At 71.7% G+C, this 14,440-nt stretch carries 11 protein-coding genes; 7 read left to right on the top strand and 4 right to left on the bottom strand.

Features of this window, described 5'->3' with window-relative positions:
* Position 1: 1 nt before the first annotated feature.
* From DEJ11_RS16355 to DEJ11_RS16340, 4 genes are all read right to left on the bottom strand, one after another.
* On the bottom strand, positions 2–841 hold the full coding sequence (locus tag DEJ11_RS16355; protein ID WP_111102568.1) for an oxygenase MpaB family protein: 840 nt from the start codon (positions 839–841) through the stop codon (positions 2–4).
* On the bottom strand, positions 838–1,203 hold the full coding sequence (locus DEJ11_RS16350) for a hypothetical protein (RefSeq protein ID WP_146249995.1): 366 nt from the start codon (positions 1,201–1,203) through the stop codon (positions 838–840). Before DEJ11_RS16350 ends, DEJ11_RS16355 begins: the two co-directional genes overlap by 4 nt.
* Before the next feature lie 50 nt (positions 1,204–1,253).
* Entirely contained in the window at positions 1,254–1,553 is a 300-nt protein-coding gene (locus tag DEJ11_RS16345) for a hypothetical protein (RefSeq protein ID WP_035809242.1), read from the bottom strand.
* A gap of 199 nt (positions 1,554–1,752) precedes the next feature.
* Positions 1,753–3,384 carry a RecQ family ATP-dependent DNA helicase gene (locus tag DEJ11_RS16340; RefSeq protein ID WP_111102563.1) on the bottom strand — a complete coding sequence of 544 codons (1,632 nt, stop codon included), beginning with the start codon at positions 3,382–3,384 and terminating at the stop codon, positions 1,753–1,755.
* A 223-nt stretch (positions 3,385–3,607) separates the two neighbouring features.
* Between DEJ11_RS16340 and sucC the strand changes: the two genes are divergently transcribed.
* From sucC to DEJ11_RS16305, 7 genes are all read left to right on the top strand, one after another.
* The gene (gene sucC, locus DEJ11_RS16335) at positions 3,608–4,777 is read left to right on the top strand and encodes an ADP-forming succinate--CoA ligase subunit beta (RefSeq protein WP_111024796.1); all 1,170 of its coding nucleotides are present in this window, start codon (positions 3,608–3,610) and stop codon (positions 4,775–4,777) included.
* 11 nt (positions 4,778–4,788) lie between these two features.
* Entirely contained in the window at positions 4,789–5,676 is an 888-nt protein-coding gene (gene sucD / locus DEJ11_RS16330) for a succinate--CoA ligase subunit alpha (protein ID WP_071404667.1), read from the top strand.
* A gap of 141 nt (positions 5,677–5,817) precedes the next feature.
* On the top strand, positions 5,818–7,839 hold the full coding sequence (locus DEJ11_RS16325) for a cell division protein PerM (protein WP_111102561.1): 2,022 nt from the start codon (positions 5,818–5,820) through the stop codon (positions 7,837–7,839).
* 41 nt (positions 7,840–7,880) lie between these two features.
* Complete coding sequence (purN, locus tag DEJ11_RS16320) at positions 7,881–8,474, top strand: phosphoribosylglycinamide formyltransferase (RefSeq protein ID WP_111102559.1); 594 nt, start codon at positions 7,881–7,883, stop codon at positions 8,472–8,474.
* Positions 8,471–10,111 carry a bifunctional phosphoribosylaminoimidazolecarboxamide formyltransferase/IMP cyclohydrolase gene (gene purH / locus DEJ11_RS16315; RefSeq protein ID WP_111102557.1) on the top strand — a complete coding sequence of 547 codons (1,641 nt, stop codon included), beginning with the start codon at positions 8,471–8,473 and terminating at the stop codon, positions 10,109–10,111. Before purN ends, purH begins: the two co-directional genes overlap by 4 nt.
* Positions 10,112–10,693: 582 nt before the next feature.
* On the top strand, positions 10,694–12,502 hold the full coding sequence (locus tag DEJ11_RS16310) for an ABC transporter ATP-binding protein (RefSeq protein WP_027466673.1): 1,809 nt from the start codon (positions 10,694–10,696) through the stop codon (positions 12,500–12,502).
* Positions 12,503–12,603: 101 nt separating this feature from the next.
* A complete protein-coding gene (locus DEJ11_RS16305; RefSeq protein WP_111102660.1) occupies positions 12,604–14,403 on the top strand; it encodes an ABC transporter ATP-binding protein in 1,800 nt (599 codons plus the stop codon).
* The last annotated feature ends 37 nt before the right edge of the window (positions 14,404–14,440 follow it).

The following is a 14,440-nucleotide window of genomic DNA, read 5'->3' as shown; positions in this document are numbered from 1 at the left end:
GCTACCGTACCGTGGCGTGTCGCCTCGCGGTCCGCCGCATCGCCCGCAGCAGCAGCGGCCCCGGCAGCCGCAGCAGGGCCCCCGGCACCAGCGCGCGCACCCCGGCCGCCACCCGGACGGTGCGCCGGAAGCGCCGTTCCTCCCGCGGCCCCCACGCGAAGCCGTACGCCGTGCGCACCCGTTCCGGCAGCATCCCCACGGTCACGATGCGGACGAGGGGCATCGCCGCCCGCACCCACAGCGGCGCGAACCGCGGGTGCAGCAGGTCACGGACGACCCCGCGGGCGTCGTCGGTGACCTCGAGTCCGTCGAGCGTCTGCTGCCAGTACCGGTCGAACGCCGCCACCGAGGTCGGCCAACGCTCCGGCGGCACCCGCAGCGCGGTCGCGATCGGGGCGTAGGCGGCGAGGACCTGCTCGGCGCGGGCCGCGGAGACGCGTGTGCCGAACAGGTCGTGCGCCCGACGGGCGGAGTCGAACAGGGTCGCGGCCACCCAGAGCTGCCGGTCGACGTCGTCGGCGCCGGCGACGGGCCGGTGCGCACGGTTGACGAAGCCGGCCGCGGTCGCCGAGTCGGTCTCGGTGCCGATGACGACGGCGTAGACGAACATCAGGGTGTGCGCGAGCCGCTGCTGGGGTCGCCGGGCGAAGTCCGAGTGCCGTCGGACACCGGCCGCGACGACCGGGTCGGCGATCTGCAGCAGGATGGCGCGGCCGCCCGCGGCCACGGGGGTGCTGTCGGCGAGGAACCGACGCAGGTGACGGTCGTGGACGCGCCCAGCATGCGGACGGGAGGCACGGTGCGGGTCGTGCGTCGCGCCTCCAGGCCGTGGGGTGGTCACGCCGCACCCCGTCGGCGTCGCGCCCGCAGGACGGGGCGCAGATCCACGGCGATCGCCGCCAGGAGTGCGACCGCGCCGACGACCAGGGCGACCAGTGCGGACGAGGTGTCGACGGGTGCATCACCGGTCAGGGCGAGGAGCGTCGCGACGAGCCAGATCGCGGGGAGCGGCCAGAGGCGGGTCGGTGATCCGGTGACGACCGCACCGACGACACCGACGACGAGGAGCGGGACCCAGCGGCCACCGGGCTCCGAGCGGGCGGCGAGGTGTGCCGCGGCGGCGACCAGCAGCATCGCCGCGACCGCCAGCAGCCGCGCTGCCGAGGGCATGCTGCGGACGCTGGAGCGGACTCGTCGGAACACGGCCCGATGCTACCGAGCCGTGTTCCGGGGGAGCCTGATCAGGTCAGCGCTCAGAGCGGCTTCGTGCCGAGGTCGTTGCCGAGGTCGGCGCGGTCCTCGTCCTGCTCGTTCTCGTGCTCCCACAGGTCGGGCGAGCCCTCGCGCGGGGAGCCACCGGTCGGACCGTCGTCGGATCCGTCACCGGGCTGCGGCTCCACCGTCTCGCCGGCGACCGCGTCGTTCGTCACCGTCTCGAGGGACTCCTCGGCCTCGTCCACCTCGTACGGGCCGACGTGCTCACGGTCGATGTCGTCGTCGCGACGCTGCTGGGACTCGAAGTCGTCGACGGGGCTGATGCCGGGGTCGCTCATGGTGGTTCCTTTCCGTTGCGGGCTTCCTGCCTACCCGCCGGCGCTTGGCGGCTGTCCGGTTTCGTGTCGTGTTCACCCGGGCGTCACCTTCCGGTCACACCGCCACGGCAGCATCGCCGATGCTCGGGGGAGTGGAGCGCGGTCGCCGACGGGTGGTCGAGCGACCGCGCCTTCCCCGCCCGGGCCGGCCGGGCCGCTGTCAGACGCGTTCGAGCAGGTCGCGTTCCTCGACGTCGGCGAGTGCGAGGGTGCGGTAGCCGGCGGACTCGAAGAACACCGTGATGCGGTCCTCTTCCGTGCTCATCACCACGCCCGTGCCCCACTCGGCGTGCTCGACGCGGGCGTCCGGCGGCCACGCGGCGTCGTTCGCGCCGTCGGCGACGTGGGCAGAGGCGTCGCGCGCGGTGCCGGACGAGCAGGTGTCGCAGTTGCCGCACGGCTCCGGCAGCTCGTCGCCGAAGTAGCCGAGCAGGAACTGCCGGCGGCACCCGGTCGTCTCGGCGAGCTGGCGCATCATCGCGATGCGGGACTCCTCGACCCGTTCCCGTTCAGCGGCACGGTCGGCTGTCGCACGTGCCGCACGGTCGGCGTCCTGCGGGCCGTCGGGCACCCGGGAGACACCGTCCACGTCGTCGCGCAGGGCACCGGCGTCGAGCAGGGCGTTGAGTGCTCGACCGGCGGTGCGGGCCGACAGGCCGGCGGCCTCCACCAGTGCGGAGCGGGCGATCGAGCCGGTCGCCGGGACGGCGTCGAACACGGCCCGGACCGAGGCGGGCCGCGGCGAGCCGGACGCGAAGAACGTGCGCAGGCCGAAGTCCTCGGCGCGGTAGTGCAGGGTGGCGCCGGCCGGTTCGGCATCCCGCCCGGCCCGCCCGATCTCCTGGTAGTAGGCGTCGATCGACTCGGGGACGTCGGCGTGCACGACGTACCGGACGTCGGGCTTGTCGATGCCCATGCCGAAGGCACTCGTCGCGACCACCACGTCGACGTCGCCGTCCAGGAACCCGGTGTGCACGGCCTCGCGCTCCGCCACCCGCATGCCGGCGTGGTACGGCTGCGCACGACGACCGCGGGCGGCGAGGGCGTCGGCGTACTCCGTCGTCGCCGCGCGGGTGGCGACGTAGACGACGGTCGGCCCGTCGAGCTCGGCGACCTGGTCGACCACGGCCTGGCGCTTCTCGGCGTCCTCGGCGTGCCGCACTACCTCGAGCCGGATACCGGGACGGTCGAACCCCGAGGCGAGCACGAACGGGTCGCGCATGCCGAGCCGCTCGACGATGTCGTCCCGGACCGGAGCGGAGCCCGTCGCGGTCAGGGCGAGCACCGGCGGTCGGCCCAGGCGCTCCGCGACCTCGCCGAGCGCCAGGTAGTCCGGTCGGAAGTCATGACCCCACGACGAGATGCAGTGCGCCTCGTCGACGGCGACCAGCGCGACCCCGGCGTCGCGGAGTCGCTCGAGCACGTCGTCCTTCACCAGCTGCTCGGGGGCCAGGAACACGTAGCCGACCTCGCCCGCGGCGACGGCGTCCCACGCGTCGGCGACGTCCCGTGCCTTCTTCGTGGCGTTCAGGGCGACGGCTCGGGGGGCGTCGGGATGGTGCTCGAGCCCGACCACCTGGTCCTCCTGCAGCGCCACGAGCGGGGAGACGACCACGACGAGGCCGTCCAGTCCGAGGCCGGCGACCTGGTAGATCGCGGACTTGCCCGATCCGGTGGGCATGACCGCCAGGGCGTCGCGGCCCTCGAGCACCGCGTCGATGACGGACTCCTGGTCGGGGCGGAGCTTCCAGCCGAAGACCTCGGTGGCGCGGGTACGGAGTTCGGGTTGCACCGATCCACAGTGCCGAGCGCCAGCTCGGGCCGGTCCCAGCGGTGCGCGCAGCGGCTCATGCGCGTCGGGGCGGACCGGGGCCTGGCATCCGTGCACCGGCCGTCCACCGAGCAGCGCTAGGCTGCGTGGCGGCCGTTGTCTCGACATCGAGCGACCCTCGATGTGGAGTGCGCGACCGGGAAACCGATGCCGATCGCACGAACCGTGCGGGAAGAAGAACAGCGTGGATCTTTTCGAGTATCAGGCCAGGGACCTCTTCGAGTCCTACGGCGTCCCCGTGTTGCAGGGGATCATCGCCGACACCCCCGAGCAGGCGAAGGCGGCGGCCGAGAAGATCGGTGGCGTCGTGGTCGTCAAGGCGCAGGTGAAGGTCGGCGGTCGCGGCAAGGCCGGCGGCGTGAAGGTCGCGAAGACCCCGGACGAGGCGTTCGAGCACGCGCAGGCCATCCTCGGCCTCGACATCAAGGGCCACACCGTCCAGCGCGTCATGGTCGCCCAGGGTGCGGACATCGCCGAGGAGTTCTACTTCTCCGTGCTGCTCGACCGGGCCAACCGCTCCTACCTCTCGCTCACCAGCGTCGAGGGCGGCATGGAGATCGAGCAGCTCGCCGTCGAGAAGCCCGAGGCGCTCGCCCGGGTCGAGGTCGACCCGCTGACGGGCATCGACAAGGCCGCCGCGCTCGAGATCGCTCGGCAGGCGAACTTCCCATCGGAGCTGCAGGACGCCGTCGCCGACGTCTTCGTCAAGCTCTACGACGTCTACAAGGGCGAGGACGCGACCCTCGTCGAGGTGAACCCCCTCGTCCGCACCGGCGACGGCCAGATCCTCGCACTCGACGGCAAGGTCTCGCTCGACGAGAACGCCGACTTCCGCCACGAGGGCCACAAGGACCTCGAGGACACCGCCAGCGAGGACCCGCTCGAGGCCAAGGCGAAGGCCCACGGGCTGAACTACGTCAAGCTCGACGGCCAGGTCGGCGTCATCGGCAACGGCGCGGGGCTCGTCATGTCGACGCTCGACGTCGTCGCCTACGCCGGTGAGCGCCACGGCGGCGTGAAGCCCGCCAACTTCCTCGACATCGGCGGCGGCGCCTCGGCCGAGGTCATGGCCAACGGCCTCGACGTCATCCTCGGCGACCCGCAGGTGAAGAGCGTCTTCGTGAACGTCTTCGGCGGCATCACCGCCTGCGACGCCGTCGCGAACGGCATCGTCGCCGCGCTCGGCATCCTCGGCGACGCGGCCACCAAGCCGCTCGTCGTGCGCCTCGACGGCAACAACGTGGAAGAGGGTCGCCGGATCCTGGCGGAGGCAGCGCACCCGCTCGTCACCGTCGCCGCGACCATGGACGATGCGGCCGAGAAGGCCGCCGAACTCGCCGCCGCAGCGGCCTGAAGGGACTGACCATGTCGATCTTCCTCAACAAGGACTCCAAGGTCATCGTCCAGGGCATCACCGGTGGCGAGGGCACGAAGCACACCGCCCTGATGCTCAAGGCCGGCACGAACGTCGTCGGCGGCGTGAACGCCCGCAAGGCCGGCACCACCGTCACCCACGGCGACGTGTCGCTGCCGGTCTTCGGCTCGGTGCGCGAGGCCATCGACACCACCGGCGCCGACGTCTCGATCGTCTTCGTCCCGCCGGCGTTCGCGAAGGACGCGGTCATGGAAGCCATCGACGCCGAGATCCCGCTCGTCGTCGTCATCACCGAGGGCATCCCCGTGCAGGACTCGGCCGAGTTCTGGGCGCACGCCAAGGCGAAGGGCGGCACGACCCGGATCATCGGGCCGAACTGCCCCGGCATCATCACCCCGGGGGAGTCCCTCGTCGGCATCACCCCGGCGACGATCACCGGGAAGGGCCCGATCGGGCTCGTCTCGAAGTCCGGCACCCTGACCTACCAGATGATGTACGAGCTCCGAGACCTGGGCTTCTCGACCGCCATCGGCATCGGCGGCGACCCGGTCATCGGCACCACGCACATCGACGCGCTCGCCGCGTTCGAGGCCGACCCCGAGACCGAGGCCATCGTGATGATCGGTGAGATCGGTGGCGACGCCGAAGAGCGTGCGGCCGAGTTCATCAAGGCGCACGTCACGAAGCCCGTCGTCGGCTACGTCGCGGGCTTCACCGCTCCCGAGGGGAAGACGATGGGCCACGCCGGCGCGATCGTGTCCGGTTCGGCCGGGACCGCCGAGGCGAAGAAGCAGGCGCTCGAGGCCGCCGGCGTCAAGGTCGGCAAGACGCCGTCCGAGACCGCCGCGCTGCTGCGCGAGGTCGTCGCCGCTCGCTAGCGGCCAGCCCGTTCCGCAAAACACCGGTGTTCGTCGGTTGAACCGCGTCCTGCGCGTGTTCGTCCTGCGAACACCGGTGTTTTGCGTCGGCAGCCGCGCGGCTCCGGGGCGGCCGCGCGAGGGGCACGTATCCTCGCTGCGATGAACCGCCTGGGAACCGCTCTGCTCGCCGCGATCGAGGCGGTCGTGACGGTCGGCGTCGGCATCGGGATCGCCCTCGTGCCCCTGACGCTGCTCTGGGGGTTCGAGTACGGCCTGCAGGTCGACTGGGACGTGTTCTGGAAGGCCACCGGCAGCGTCTGGCTCGTCGGGCACGGCGTCGACGTCTCGTTCCTGCTCGGATCAGCACTCGCCAAGAGCACCGGGGTCAGCGGCGCAGCCGACCCCATCCACGTGACCCTGGCGGCCCTCGGGTTCGCGGTCGTGACGGCCTGGCTCGGCGCCCGCGCCGGACGTCGGTTCGCGGAGACCGAGCACCGCACCACCGGGCTGCTGGTCGGGACCGCCGTCGTCGCGCTCCTCGGTCTGGCCGTCGCACTGTCGTCGACCTCGGCTGCCACCCGCCCCACGCTCTGGCAGGCCGTGGTGCTGCCGGCGCTCTGGTTCGGGATCCCTGCACTCGCCGCTTCCGAGGTCTGCCGTCGTCGCCGTGACCTGCCCGCCGACGCCGGCACCCAGCGGGTCATCGACCTGGTCGACCGCATCCCCGCCGTCTGGCGGACCGTCGCCGGGTTCGGCCTGCGCGCCGGGACCGCCGCGACCGCCGTGGTCGTCGGGGTTGCCGCGGTGCTCGTCGGCCTGCTCCTCTTCACCTCGTTCGCCGAGGTCATCACCCTGTACGAGCAGTCGCACGCCGGGGTCATCGGCGGCGTCGCACTCACCGTCGGACAGCTCGCCTTCCTGCCGGACTTCGTCGGGTGGGCGACCTCGTGGCTGATCGGCCCCGGGTTCGCCATCGGCACCGGGTCGAGCGTGTCCCCGATCGCCACGACCCTGGGCCCGATCCCCGGGCTGCCGGTCTTCGGCGCGCTGCCGACCTCTGGTCACACCTTCGGGCTCGTCTGGATCCTCGTGCCGGTCATCGCCGGGTTCGCGATCGGCGGCTCGATGCGGCCGCGGTTGGTGCGGGCCCTGGGCGCCGCCGACTCCGCGCTGCACCGTGCGCTCGGCGGTGTCGTCGCAGGACTCGTGGCCGGGGTGCTCACGGGGCTCATCGCCTGGGTGTCCTCCGGTTCGTTCGGCCCCGGGCGCCTTGCCGACGTCGGTCCGCACGCCCTCGCGGTCGGCGGGTTCGCCGCACTCGAGATCGGCCTGCCGGCGATCATCGCCCTCGCCGCGGGCAGTGACCTGGTCCGGCTGCCGGACCGCGGATGGACGCGAGAGCGCTGGACCGAGGCCGACGAACCCGAGGATGCCCACGACACGGCGCGCGCCGGGGTCGACGTCGGCGAGGGGTCCCTGCTCGCCGCGCTCGACCAGGCCGGCGCCGGGCGCACCACCGACGTGCACCGCTTCGTGGTCGAGGAGTCCCACGACGGGTCGACCGCTGCACGGCCCCGCGCGACGACCGAACACGTGACCGAGCCGGTCAGCAGTGAGCCCGCCTCCGCACCCGCACGGCCCGCCTCCGCGCCCGCACGACCCGCCTCCGCACCCGCGCCCGTCGCACCGCGTGCCGGCGACACCGACCACGACGTCGAGCTCCCCGACTGGGCGAAGACCGACGCGGTGGCCGCCGACCGTCTGGCCGCCGAGCCCGACCCGGAGCGCCGCAGTGCCGGACGAGCAGCCCTGGGTGGCCTCCGCGACCGCCTGGCCGGCGCGGCCGAAGGGGTCCGGGGACGAGCCGGTGCACTCCGCGACCGCGTGACCGGCTCCGACGCCGAGCCGTATCGACCCAGCCCCGAGCAGCCCGCAGCCCCCGCACCCACCCCGGTGCCGACCGACGCCCAGCCCGCGTTCCCGTGGAGCACCGAGGAGTTCGTGGCCGGCCGCGATGACGTCGACGAGACGGCCGAGGCGGACCGCGTGGACGTCGCGCCCGACACCCGAGCGCCCGCCTCGAAGCCGGCGGAGCCGTCCCGCCCGGCGAAGTGGGACGTCACCGACCAGATCCCCGAGGACGAGCTGCCCTGGTGGCGGCAGCCGAAGGACGACCGGTAACAGCGCCCGTCGCGTGCGTGCCTGCCGGTAGGGTTGGTGCCGTGCTCGAACTGGTCGTCCTGATCTCCGGTACCGGGTCGAACCTCCGAGCCCTGCTCGAAGCGACCTTCGACGCCGAGTACCCCGCCCGTGTCGTCGCCATCGGTGCCGACCGTGACGCCGAGGGTCTCGGCCTGGGCGAGGAGTTCTCGATCCCGACCTTCACGGTGCCGTTCACCCGCTACGACTCCCGCGCCGAGTGGGGCCAGGCCCTGGCGGAGCAGATCCGCCCGTGGTCGCCCGACCTGCTCGTCCTCTCCGGCCTGATGCGCCTGCTGCCCCCGGCCGTGGTGTCCGAGTTCGCCCCGGGGATCATCAACACCCACCCGGCGTACCTGCCCGAGTTCCCCGGCGCCCACGGCGTGCGGGACGCCCTGGCCGCCGGGGTCACCGAGACCGGTGCGAGCGTCATCGCGGTCGACGACGGCGTCGACACGGGTCCGATCCTCGCGCAGGAGCGCATCCCGGTGCTGCCGGGGGACACCGAGTCGACGCTGCACGACCGCATCAAGCCGGTCGAGCGCCGCCTGCTCATCCAGACCGTCCTCGACATCGCCAACGGCACCACCGACCTGAAGGGCACCCCGAGCGCATGAGCGTGCACGCAGCCGACCCCAGCCTCTACCGCGACCGCGACCGTGACGTGGTCCCGGTCCGCCGTGCACTCGTCTCGGTGAGCGACAAGTCCGGCCTGCTCGAGCTCGCCGGCGCCCTGGCCGACTCCGGGGTGGAGATCGTGTCGACCGGCTCCACCGCGCAGACCATCCGTGACGCGGGCTACGCCGTCACCGACGTCGCGAGCGTCACCGGGTTCCCCGAGTCCCTCGACGGCCGCGTGAAGACGCTGCACCCGTCGGTGCACGCCGGCCTGCTCGCCGACCTGCGGCTCGAGTCGCACGAGCAGCAGCTCGCCGACCTCGACATCGCGCCGTTCGAGCTCGTCGTCGTGAACCTCTACCCGTTCGTCGAGACCGTGGCGTCGGGTGCCGACACCGCGACCGTGGTCGAGAACGTCGACATCGGCGGCCCCGCGATGGTCCGTGCCTCGGCGAAGAACCACCCGAACGTGGCGATCGTCGTCTCCCCGGCGTCCTACCCCGAGGTCGTCGAGGCCGTCCGTGCCGGCGGCACCACGCTCGAGCTCCGGAAGCGCCTCGCCGCCCAGGCCTTCGCGCACACCGCCGCCTACGACACCGCGGTGGCGTCCTACTTCGCGAGCGACGTCGTCACGGCCGCTGCAGCCCCGACGACCGCCGGCGACATCCGGACCCCCGGTGCGTTCGACGAGCACCTGACGGTCGAGGCCGAGCTGTCGGCGACCCTGCGCTACGGCGAGAACGCCCACCAGGCCGCGGCGCTCTACACGACGTCGGACGGCACCGGTATCGCGCAGGCGACGCAGCTGCACGGCAAGGAGATGTCGTACAACAACTACGTCGACGCCGACGCAGCGGTCCGTGCGGCCTTCGACTTCGACGAGCCCGCCGTCGCGATCATCAAGCACGCGAACCCGTGCGGCATCGCGATCGCCCCGGCCGAGTCCGCCGACCCGATCGCCTCGGCCCACGCCGCTGCGCACGCCTGCGACCCGCTCTCGGCGTTCGGTGGGGTCATCGCCGCGAACCGCCCGGTCACCGTGGCCATGGCCGAGACCGTGAAGGACATCTTCACCGAGGTCGTCGTCGCCCCCGGGTTCGACCCCGAGGCGCTCGAGATCCTGTCGCGCAAGAAGAACATCCGCCTGCTCACGCTGCCGGCCGACTTCGCGCTCGCCGACCGCGAGGTCAAGCAGATCTCCGGCGGCTTCCTGGTGCAGGACGCCGACCGCTTCACGGGCTTCGACCAGGCCACCTGGACCCTCGTCGCCGGCGAGCCCGCCGACGAGCAGACCCTCGCCGACCTGGCCTTCGCGTGGCGTGCGAGCCGTTCGGTGAAGTCGAACGCCATCCTGCTGGCGAACCAGGGCGCGAGCGTCGGTGTCGGCATGGGCCAGGTCAACCGGGTCGACTCCTGCCACCTCGCGGTGAACCGTGCCGGTGACCGTGCGACCGGCAGCGTCGCGGCGTCGGACGCGTTCTTCCCGTTCGCCGACGGCCTGCAGGTGCTGCTCGACGCCGGTGTCCGTGCGGTGGCGCAGCCCGGTGGCAGCGTCCGCGACGACGAGGTCATCGCCGCGGCGAAGGCCGCCGGCGTCACGATGTACTTCACGAGCGAGCGCCACTTCTTCCACTGATGTGAACAATCGGTGGCGAACCATTGCGCGCCGTGAGTCACTGTGAATAGTCTGTAAGGCTCCGCGGCAGGCAGCCGACGATCCCTCGGGACCGGCGGCACCGCGGACACAACGGTGACGAAGACGACGACTGGAGTGACGATGGACAACATGACCGGAACCGTGGCGACGGCCGCCCGTGCAGGTCTCGTGTCCGTCGTGGGGACCACTCCCGCACGGCGATCCCTGATCGCACCGCGGCCCCGCGCCGCGGCCGCCGTCTAGTCGGGCCGTTCCCACGGCCCCGCGGCGCAGCACCACCGGCGTCCGCGAACCACCCGCCTGAACCCGGGGGACGACTGTCCCTCGGTGCCTCCGGCCCGACCGACGTCACGCGAGTGACGGCGGAGACGCGACCACGCGCCCGGCCGATGATCACCACGCAACGCCACACCGAGCCTCCAGGCCGAAGCCGCGCGACGCGAGCAAGCAAGCAGCAAGCAAGCAGCAAGCAAGCAGCAAGCAAGCAGCAAGCAAGCAAGCAGCGAGCAAGCACCGCGCAGCGCGACCCGGGGACCCGGCAGACGCATGAGGACGCAACGCATGTCCAAGTCGCCCACCACGGCGCGCCCGTCCACCTTCCGCGCGATCGCGCGGATCTACCCCTACGTGAAGCCCTACCAGGGGCGCCTCATCGGCGGCATGGCCGCAGCGATGGGAGCCTCCCTGGTGGCGCTCGCAATCCCCTACGTGCTGCAGTGGCTCGTCGACGGTCCGCTGTCGTCGCGCGACTCGGCACAGATCTGGCCCGCCGGGCTCGGGGTGCTCGCCCTCGGTGTGCTCGAGGCGTTCTTCATCGCCTCGCGCCGCCGGCTGGTGATGCGCCCCTCGACCCGCATCGAGACCAGCATGCGCAACTCGCTCTACGCGAAGCTGCAGGACCTGCCGGTCGCGTTCCACGACCGCTGGGAGTCCGGGCAGCTGCTGTCCCGCTCCGTGTCGGACCTGTCGCTGATCCGGCGCTGGCTGGCCTTCGGGGTCGTCCTGCTCGTCGTGAACATCGTGACGATCGTCGTCGGCTTCGTCGTGCTGTTCACCTTCGGGTGGATCCTCGGACTGATCTTCTTGATCGCGTCGATCCCGCTGTGGATCAACGGCCTGCTGTTCGAGCGCCGGTACTCCGCCGTCGCACGCCGCAGCCAGGACCAGGTCGGTGACCTCGCCACGAGCGTCGAGCAGTCGGTGCACGGCATCCGCGTGCTCAAGGCGTTCGGTCGCGGCGGCGCGAAGCTCGAGGAGTTCAGCGAGCAGGCCGAGGCCCTGCGCGGCACCGAGATCAAGAAGGCGAAGGCCATCGCGGGCATCTGGCTGTGGCTGCTGCTCGTGCCGGACGTCGCGTTCGCGCTGTGCCTGCTCGCCGGCATCTGGCTCGCGTCGCAGGGGCAGCTCAGCGTCGGGCAGCTGTTCGCGTTCTTCGCGACGGCGACGGTGCTGCGGTTCCCGATCGAGTCGATCGGCTTCCTGCTCTCGATGACGTTCGACACCCGCACGGCGGTCGACCGCTTCTTCGAGGTCATGGACTCCGAGAACACCATCACGGACCCGGAGCACCCGAAGACGATCGCGGAGCCGCACGGTGCGCTGTCGTTCAACGGCGTGCACTTCCGGTACCAGGACTCCGCACCGCAGTACCCGGACCTGATCAACGGCGTCGAACTGCAGCTGCAGCCGGGCGAGACCATGGCGCTCGTCGGGCTCACCGGCTGCGGCAAGACGACGCTGCTCTCGCTCGTGCCGCGTCTGTACGACGTGACCGGCGGTTCGGTGACGATCGACGGGGTCGACATCCGCGACCTCACCCGCGAAGAGCTGCGCCGGCACGTCGGCGTCGCCTTCGAGGACGCCACCCTGTTCTCGTCGACCGTGCGTGAGAACGTGCTGCTCGGTCGACCGGACGTGCAGGGTGCCGAGGCCGAAGCGCTCATGCGCGAGGCGCTCGACATCGCGCAGGCGTCCTTCGTGGACGACCTGCCCGACGGCGTCGACACCCGGGTCGGCGAAGAGGGGCTGTCGCTGTCCGGTGGGCAGCGCCAGCGCCTGGCGCTCGCCCGCGCGATCGCCGCACGGCCGTCGGTGCTGGTGCTCGACGACCCGCTGTCGGCGCTCGACGTCGACACCGAGGCGCGGGTCGAGGCCGGCCTTCGACGCGTGCTCGCCGACACCACGTCGCTCATCGTGGCGCACCGTCCGTCGACGGTGACGCTGGCCGACCGGGTCGCCCTGATGGAGAACGGCGTCGTCACGGCCGTCGGGACCCACCACGACCTCATGGCCACCAACGAGCACTACCGCTACGTCATCTCGTCGCTCGACGACGACGACGCGACCGCACGACAGGAGGCGATGGCATGAGCCAGCAGACCGACCAGAACCTGCCGGGAGGCGCGGCGTCCGTCCCGCAGGAAGCTCCGGACGAGCAGGCTGCCGCCCCCGTCACCGCCTCGATCACCACCATGGGCGTGCGCGGCGAGGAGCGTGAGGACTTCACGAAGGCCGAGAGCAAGCGCCTGCGGCGCCGGTCCCTCGCCCTGCTCGGGTCCCTCGCCGCACCGCTGAAGCTCCGGCTCGTGCTGCTCGGGATCGTGGTCGTGGTCTCGACCGCCGGCACCGTCGCGGGCCCGGCGCTCATCGCGTGGGGCATCGACAACGCCCTGCCCGCGGTGATGGACCAGAACGACTGGGTGCCGGCGTTCGGGGTCGTCGCGACGTACATCGTCGTGGCCGTCCTCGGTGCGGTGCTCACCGCCTGGTACACGGTGCTCGCGGCACGGATCAGCCAGGCGATCCTGTTCGACCTGCGCAAGCGGGTGTTCCTGCACACGCAGCGGCTCTCGCTCGAGTTCCACGAGACCTACACGTCCGGCCGGATCATCTCGCGCCAGACGAGTGACCTCGACTCGATCCGGGAGCTGCTCGACTCCGGGCTGAACCAGCTCATCCAGGGCGTGCTGTACATGGCGTTCACCGCCGTGGCCCTGGTGCTGCTCGACCCGACGTCCGGGCTCGTGCTCGCGGTGTCGCTCGTGCCGCTCTGGTTCCTGATCCGCTGGTTCCAGACGAACTCGCAGACGCTGTTCCGCTCCACCCGTGTCACCTCGGCGCGCGTCATCGTGCACTTCGTCGAGACGATGACGGGCATCCGCGCGGTGCAGGCGTTCCGCAAGGAGTCCCGCAACCGTGACGAGTACGGCGGCTACGTCGAGGACTACCGGGTGGCGAACACGAAGGTGTTCAACCTGTTCGGGACCTTCGACCCGGTGCTCGTGCTCATCGGCAACGCCACGCTCGCCGCGGTCGTCATCGTCGGTGGTTTCCGGATCGTCGGCGGGACGCTCGAGGTCGGTGCGCTGCTCGCGGTCGCGCTGTACGCCAAGCGCTTCTTCGACCCGGCGCAGGAACTCGCTATGTTCTACAACGGGTACCAGTCGGCCTCGGCGGCGATGGAGAAGATCTCCGGTGTCCTCGAGGAACGGCCGAGCGTGCCGGACCCCGCGAAGCCCACCCGCCTGGCGGACGCCACCGGGAAGATGGACTTCGACGACGTCGTCTTCGCCTACAACAAGGGCAAGGTCGTGCTGCCGGAGTTCGACCTGCACATCCCGTCGGGGCAGACCATCGCCCTCGTCGGGTCCACCGGTGCCGGCAAGTCGACGCTCGCCAAGCTCATGGCGCGCTTCTACGACCCGACCCAGGGCTCGGTCAAGCTCGACGGTGTGGACCTGCGCGACCTCGACACGAAGGACATGCGTCGCGCGATCGTCATGGTCACGCAGGAGGCTTACCTGTTCTCCGGCACCGTCGCGGACAACATCGCGCTCGGCAAGCCCGGTGCGTCGCGTGAGGAGATCGAGGCGTCGGCCAAGGCCGTCGGCGCGCACGAGTTCATCATGGCGCTGCCCGACGGGTACGACACCGACGTGAACAAGCGCGGCGGCCGTGTCTCGGCGGGTCAGCGGCAGCTGCTCTCGTTCGCGCGGGCCTTCATCGCGGACCCGAAGGTGCTCATCCTCGACGAGGCCACGGCGTCGCTCGACATCCCCTCGGAGCGACTCGTGCAGGAGGGCCTGGAGACGCTGCTCGCCGACCGCACCGCGGTGATCATCGCGCACCGGCTGTCCACCGTCGCGATCGCCCACCGGGTGCTCGTGATGGAGCACGGCCGGATCGTCGAGGACGGCACCCCCGCCGACCTCATCGCCGGCACCGGGCGGTTCGCCCAGCTGCACGCGGCCTGGCGCGACTCGCTCGTCTAGGCCCCGAACGGGCTGCACCACGTGGTTGGCTTGCTCC

Source organism: Curtobacterium sp. MCLR17_058 (assembly GCF_003234705.2).
Taxonomy (GTDB): domain Bacteria; phylum Actinomycetota; class Actinomycetes; order Actinomycetales; family Microbacteriaceae; genus Curtobacterium; species Curtobacterium flaccumfaciens.
Note: the sequence above shows the minus strand (reverse complement) of the source record. Positions and strands in the feature narration are given on the sequence as shown.

Excerpts from the sequence above, each read along its gene's own strand:
- DEJ11_RS16345 (WP_035809242.1), bottom strand. The coding sequence starts at position 1,553 with ATGAGCGACCCCGGCATCAGCCCCGTCGACGACTTCGAGTCCCAGCAG.
- sucD (WP_071404667.1), top strand. The coding sequence starts at position 4,789 with ATGTCGATCTTCCTCAACAAGGACTCCAAGGTCATCGTCCAGGGCATC.
- DEJ11_RS16325 (WP_111102561.1), top strand. The coding sequence starts at position 5,818 with ATGAACCGCCTGGGAACCGCTCTGCTCGCCGCGATCGAGGCGGTCGTG.
- purH (WP_111102557.1), top strand. The coding sequence starts at position 8,471 with ATGAGCGTGCACGCAGCCGACCCCAGCCTCTACCGCGACCGCGACCGT.
- DEJ11_RS16310 (WP_027466673.1), top strand. The coding sequence starts at position 10,694 with ATGTCCAAGTCGCCCACCACGGCGCGCCCGTCCACCTTCCGCGCGATC.
- DEJ11_RS16305 (WP_111102660.1), top strand. The coding sequence starts at position 12,604 with ATGGGCGTGCGCGGCGAGGAGCGTGAGGACTTCACGAAGGCCGAGAGC.